The sequence below is a fragment of the Moraxella caprae DSM 19149 genome, assembly GCF_000426885.1.
Lineage (GTDB): Bacteria > Pseudomonadota > Gammaproteobacteria > Pseudomonadales > Moraxellaceae > Moraxella > Moraxella caprae.
The window spans coordinates 1-4,961 of record NZ_AUGF01000075.1 but is presented as its reverse complement, the minus strand read 5'-3'; the positions used below and the strand labels follow the sequence as shown (position 1 = coordinate 4,961).

9 protein-coding genes are annotated in these 4,961 nt (G+C 34.0%); 8 read left to right on the top strand and 1 reads right to left on the bottom strand.

The features are described 5' to 3' along the window. The first annotated feature begins 164 nt into the window (after positions 1-164). The 8 genes from K941_RS0111955 (at position 165) to K941_RS17605 (ending at position 4,687) form a co-directional block, all read left to right on the top strand. On the top strand, positions 165-743 hold the full coding sequence (locus K941_RS0111955) for a polymorphic toxin-type HINT domain-containing protein (RefSeq protein ID WP_228130415.1): 579 nt from the start codon (positions 165-167) through the stop codon (positions 741-743). Position 744: 1 nt separating this feature from the next. Beyond that, positions 745-1,218, top strand: a complete 474-nt coding sequence (locus K941_RS0111950; protein ID WP_029103786.1) for a hypothetical protein — start codon at positions 745-747, stop codon at positions 1,216-1,218. Positions 1,219-1,410: 192 nt separating this feature from the next. Beyond that, positions 1,411-1,833, top strand: coding sequence for a hypothetical protein (locus K941_RS0111945; RefSeq protein WP_029103785.1), 423 nt, complete (start codon positions 1,411-1,413; stop codon positions 1,831-1,833). Between the two features lie 38 nt (positions 1,834-1,871). Next, complete coding sequence (locus tag K941_RS0111940) at positions 1,872-2,201, top strand: hypothetical protein (protein WP_029103784.1); 330 nt, start codon at positions 1,872-1,874, stop codon at positions 2,199-2,201. A gap of 229 nt (positions 2,202-2,430) precedes the next feature. Further along, positions 2,431-2,877 (top strand): hypothetical protein, encoded by a 447-nt coding sequence (locus K941_RS0111930; protein WP_228130414.1) that lies wholly within the window; start codon positions 2,431-2,433, stop codon positions 2,875-2,877. A gap of 117 nt (positions 2,878-2,994) precedes the next feature. Next, positions 2,995-3,738 carry a DNA/RNA non-specific endonuclease gene (locus K941_RS17850; protein WP_174904615.1) on the top strand — a complete coding sequence of 248 codons (744 nt, stop codon included), beginning with the start codon at positions 2,995-2,997 and terminating at the stop codon, positions 3,736-3,738. A gap of 1 nt (position 3,739) precedes the next feature. Continuing rightward, positions 3,740-4,204 carry a hypothetical protein gene (locus tag K941_RS17610; protein ID WP_051226058.1) on the top strand — a complete coding sequence of 155 codons (465 nt, stop codon included), beginning with the start codon at positions 3,740-3,742 and terminating at the stop codon, positions 4,202-4,204. Further along, positions 4,205-4,687 (top strand): hypothetical protein, encoded by a 483-nt coding sequence (locus K941_RS17605; protein ID WP_174904616.1) that lies wholly within the window; start codon positions 4,205-4,207, stop codon positions 4,685-4,687. It begins immediately after the preceding gene. Between the two features lie 5 nt (positions 4,688-4,692). Here K941_RS17605 and K941_RS15820 read toward each other — a convergent pair. Continuing rightward, positions 4,693-4,961, bottom strand: a 269-nt coding sequence (locus K941_RS15820) for an integrase core domain-containing protein (protein ID WP_036387496.1), incomplete at its 5' end; no start/stop codon positions are given.

Here is a 4,961-nt window from a genome sequence, read left to right as displayed (position 1 = left end):
TACACCTGCAACACTTTATACTAAACTAGCATGGTATCATGGTTATCAAATTCAAATTGAAAGTGATTACATTCCCAAAGAATGGTTAGAGATGACACCTTTAGAAAACTATCAAGATGAATTTGAGTTTATGAAAAAGTATAGTATATAATTAATCAAGATTACTGTCCCCATTTTGGATTAAAGACACAGGCTGGCTAAAAGCGTCCTTGCTAGAACAAGGCATGATACTGCTTGATAGAAACAATCAAGAAGTAGAAGTTATAAGCCAATACCTACTACCCAACCACACAGATACCGTTTATAATATTGAAGTCGATGATTTTCACACCTATCATGTGGGTAGATTGGGTGTGTGGGTGCATAATGATGAGTGTTGTGGGGTTGATGTTAAAACATCTCCTCTGCCTGTTGCTGAGGCTAAGAGGTCAGATAAAATTAACGAAATCTACAAATCAAACCCAAAACACACATTGGGTCAAACAGGAAATCGCCCAAATGCTGGTATTGAGCCGAGAAACTCATTTGAATTATTTGAAGAAAGTAAAATAATTGGAAAACAAAGATTTTCTGTTGATGAAAATGGTGATATACACCGTTTTATGAATTCTAACTCTCCTGATGGTTGGCACTGGGCTGGTTCAACAGCTGACAAATCAGCTCCATTACAACTCACAAATGAACAAAAGGCTACTTTAAAAAAGTTATTTCCAGAGCATAAAAGCAATAAAAGGTTAAAATGATATGACAACGTATGAATTATTTGATCCTCTGAAGAAAATTGGCATAAAATGGTGCTTAAATAAAAATTTAGGCTCTGACTTTGGCAGTGTTTCATTTTATTTTGATGGAGTATGGTACCCAAAAGAGCCATTGGATAATTATAATTTGCACACTATTTTTTCAAATTTAAAAAATAGTATAACAGAACCTTATTATAGTGGCGGCACAACAGGACAGGAATTTGGTGAAAAAGAATTTGATATAGAATTATTAAATAATCTTGAGTTACCAAATTTAATTTCCATAGAGACAACAGAATTAACTGGAATAGTATCAGATGATTGCTCCTATGGATGTCTGGTTGTTTATATTGGCTTTAGCGGAAAAACTGAAAGGATATTTTACTCATTTGATTTAGGTGCTACATATAAAGAATTAAGGTTGGCAAGGGGAACTTTTGAGAATTTAATACACCAAGTTCCTGCTCTAAAATAATTTTAGCTAGACTAAATAGAAAAATTATCTAGAACTCTTCCCTTACTAGAACAAGGTATGATACTGCTTGATAGAAACAATCAAGAAGTAGAAGTTATAAGCCAATACCTACTACCAAACCACACCGACACCGTCTACAACATTTAAGTAGATGACTTTCACACCTATCATGTGGGTAGATTGGGTGTGTGGGTGCATAATGCGGATTGTTGTGATTTTATTGTTGGCGGTGATGGTACAGCTGTATCAATTAAAAATATGTCTCAACAAGAAATCATTGGCATACAACGAGAATTAAATGTAACACATATTACTGGCGGAAAATTAGCAAAAATTATCAATAAAAATGGTCATCTTGAGGATATGCCAATTCGTAGTGTAGATGGTAGAATTTTAACTGGTATTGATGTCATTGGAAAAAATGGAGAATACATTTCTGTCGGTGGTCCAGCAAAAGGCTCTACACCTGAAAAGTTAGCAGAAACACTAAGAAAATTACAAATTTTAAAGAGTGAGGCGGAAAAGAATGGCACCAAGGCTATGGTTTACTATGAAAGAGGGAATAGTGAGAAATTCCAAAGATTAATTGAAGAATCTAAAAAAAATTCTTGGTAAAGAAAATGTAGTAATTTTTGATAAATAGGATTTTTTATATGTATTCTATATATGTTTTTTTAAAAAATGGGAGTAATATTGAACTGTTTTTAGGTTCTGCGACTTCTTTGAGTTTTGTATATCAACCAGCTAAATTATTGGAATTAAATCTCATATATGAATTTAATGAAGAGCGTGATTTAAATAGTGTTGATGATTTTTCTGAATTTATTGAGCAGATTAGACAAATAGTTGATTTTTGGAAAGGGGAAAACAACTATGTTAATCACAATAGACCAGATAGTGATTTTATAAATAGATTGTCTTGTTTTTATAATAGAATTAAAGATCTATCTTTGCATGAAATATCAAGTATATCTATATTTTAGATGTAGCAATTTTTTATTTACGCCTTTTGCAGCCCGTAGGTTGGATATAAAGTGACCCCAAAAAAGATGGGCGGTTGAGACAAAAAATGGCAAAACTATTTATCATAGATTTCAAGATGATGGAAATGGCAATTTTCATTGGAATGGCTCAACTGATGGCAAGACCGCAAGAGGTGAAGCAAGAGCCATTAAGATTGATGATGTCCCCAAGGAGTTAAAAAGGTAAAATATGAAAAAAATAGGAAATCAAGAAATTTACCTTGAAATAATTTCAAGTACATATTGTAATAATATGGCTAACTTAGTTTTAGTTATTGACGGGCTTAAAATTGGCACTTTAAGTTCACCAACTTATATTCCTAGTTTTATGAATTCATTGGAAAGTTTGTTGGTAGAAGAAATTTATTTTTGCGAAAAAATGGACAAGGACTTATTTCGTGAGATTATCAGAGAAGGAAAATTAGAAAATGAAAATATCTTTACCTTAGAAGAAACATTCGATGATTTTATGAAAAGATGTATGAGAGATAGGGAAAATTTTTATTTTTACTTCAAATTATACGAAGAACATTTTTTTAGTTATGAAAACATAACGGTAAATACACCAATGATAAAGATTGTAAGTATAAATAAATTTGTTGAATTTTTGAATGAATTGAAGTCATATTTCCAATAGTAAAGCCCATCAATCCATTAAAGATGCTCCCAATACCTACCCAACCACACCGATACCGTCTATAATATTGAAGTTGATGACTTCCACACCTACCATGTAGGTAGATTGGGTGTGTGGGTGCATAATAAGAATTGTTGGTATAACATTCCTGCTGATGCCAAAAAAACACAGATTGGTAATGATACTGTTTATGAGTTTGAAGATAATGGCAGAACCGTTAAAGTTATTGAAAATCCTGAATTTTCTCAAAAGGGTGGGGCTCAATTCCTTGAGGTCAAAGTAACTGGTAGAGGCAACAAACAAAAAGTTACTATTATCAAGGAAAATAAACCTAATATTACTCGTGATGTCAATTCAGATACTATTGTTGTGCAACAAGGTGAGAAAGGCAACTGGAATCAATACTTAAACAAACCAGAACCCAACAAAAGAATTGTTATTGAAGAAACAGGTCACATCTATCATACAGATAGCCTTTCAAGAGTAAGTCTGGTTGAAGCGGATTTAAGAAAGCACGAAAATGACAGAAATACCAATCAACAGTGTAAATCTGGTGGGTGTGATAGACTGCCAACCGACCACGGTGGACATCTTATTGCATCGATGTTTGATGGATTGGGCGAAGGCATAAACATTGTACCGATGGATGCTAAGTTTAATGGTGTTAAAGGTAGATGGTATGAAATGGAAAAAGAATGGAAAAAGACCCTAGAAAATAATGGCACTGTTCAAGTTAAGATAGAGCCTATTTATAGTGGCAATAGTAAGAGACCTGACTTTTTTATGATACATCAAACGATTAATGGTAAAAAATCTGATCCCATACTGTTAGAAAACAAAGCAAAACCAACGGAAGAATGAAATGAAAAGTGAGCAAATAATATATCAAGAAATCAAAGATATTTTATGGTCTATAATACCCCCTAAAGAAAGCAAAATAGCATTCAGGGGTTATATATACGACTCGCCAAATCAGCTGGGTTGTCATAAAATTCTTGATGATGGTCAGATGGAGTTGATTGAGATACCCAGCGGAATTCTCTTGCAGTTAATGTATTTAATGAAGGATTTGCAAAAATGCGAAATATTCTCCCAAAAACCTTGGACACATTTCAAGATAATTTTTTCAAAAAATAAAATGTTCGAAGTGGATTTTGCTTATATTCCCAAAGAAGATAGTTGGGTTAATTTAATCATGAAAGGCATTAGTGACCTAACTGAAGAAGAGTGGAAAAATACAGGCATCCCAAAAGAGCTTTGGGAAGAGCGCGTTCGTCATAAAGGAACAGGAACATTAGGGAGACCTAAGTCGGATTTTTATAAATAAATGCTTGCCACCTTCTTTATTAAGGGCATTGATGGGACTCAGTCGGTGTGGGTGCATAATGATTGTTATAGAAAATTACCCAATGGTTACCAAAAACAACCCGATGGCACTTATACCGCCAATGTTAATGGCAAGCAAATTACCTTAATTGAAACAAAAATCGGTAATGAGACGGTATACCATACCAAAGACCATCAAGCAGGCGATCCTTATCGGAATAAGATAGGGAAAATGGTTGATGAGAAAGGCACCTTTATCATTGATCCAACAGCAAAAGTTCATCAGCCAAAGCCAACACTAGATGATTATGATGGACAAGGCAGACCCACACCACAACAATCTGAACAAGATGTTGGTAAAATGCTACCTGTTGGAGCAAGAGAACAGGTCAGTTTTAAAGATGGCAAAGAAGTTGATTATGGTACACCAAAATCCGTCAGACCTGATTGGTGTATTGGCAATACTTGTAGTATTGAGGTGTAAGAAACTCACCCGTTATTTACACTTTGTTTAAAATAAAACTCCAACCACTCATAAGGAGTAAAAGTTAAAGTTTTTCCTGTAATCTCATCTTTCTTGGTTAAAGATGAATGTGGTCTAACAGTGTTGTAGAAATTAAGAAATCTGGTTAATTCTTGCTTTCTGTGTTCACTGCTGACAAACTCATATTGATTATGCCAAAGCTCCATCAATGTTCGTATCACTCGTTCAGCTTTGCCGTTGGTTTGTGGTCTGCCTACTTTGGTAAATTTTTGGT

Coding starts and splice junctions, on each gene's coding strand:
- K941_RS0111950 (WP_029103786.1), top strand. CDS start 745: ATGACAACGTATGAATTATTTGATCCTCTGAAGAAAATTGGCATAAAA.
- K941_RS17605 (WP_174904616.1), top strand. CDS start 4,205: ATGCTTGCCACCTTCTTTATTAAGGGCATTGATGGGACTCAGTCGGTG.
- K941_RS17610 (WP_051226058.1), top strand. CDS start 3,740: ATGAAAAGTGAGCAAATAATATATCAAGAAATCAAAGATATTTTATGG.
- K941_RS0111940 (WP_029103784.1), top strand. CDS start 1,872: ATGTATTCTATATATGTTTTTTTAAAAAATGGGAGTAATATTGAACTG.
- K941_RS0111930 (WP_228130414.1), top strand. CDS start 2,431: ATGAAAAAAATAGGAAATCAAGAAATTTACCTTGAAATAATTTCAAGT.